General features: G+C 52.3%; 1 protein-coding gene. It reads left to right on the top strand.

Annotation, left to right across the window (positions count from 1 at the left end):
- Positions 1 to 256: hypothetical protein (locus SB754_RS21350; protein WP_410784338.1), on the top strand; the 256-nt coding region annotated here is incomplete at both ends.

Raw genomic sequence — 256 nt, 5'->3', positions numbered from 1 at the left:
CCTCTGGTTAACGCGATGCTGAGTTTCGTTCCGACCTACCGCAACTATCCGTCAACAGGCGTATTTAATTTCCCCGGGCCGCACTGGGATGAGTTCACTGTGGCTTTTCTGGCCTCCTGTCCTGATGATGCGATTTGCGAACTCAACGTTGCTGAGATGATGGAGGACGATGACGGGAAAGATAAAGATTTCCTGGATTTGGAAGAGATTCAGGATGAGGAAACCGTGCCACACCGCGGCTATCGTGCATCCGTCC

It is taken from the genome of Leifsonia sp. SIMBA_070, from assembly GCF_046534635.1.
Lineage (GTDB): Bacteria > Actinomycetota > Actinomycetes > Actinomycetales > Microbacteriaceae > Leifsonia.
The sequence above is the reverse complement of the archived record's forward strand: the minus strand, read 5'-3'. Positions and strand labels throughout refer to the sequence as shown.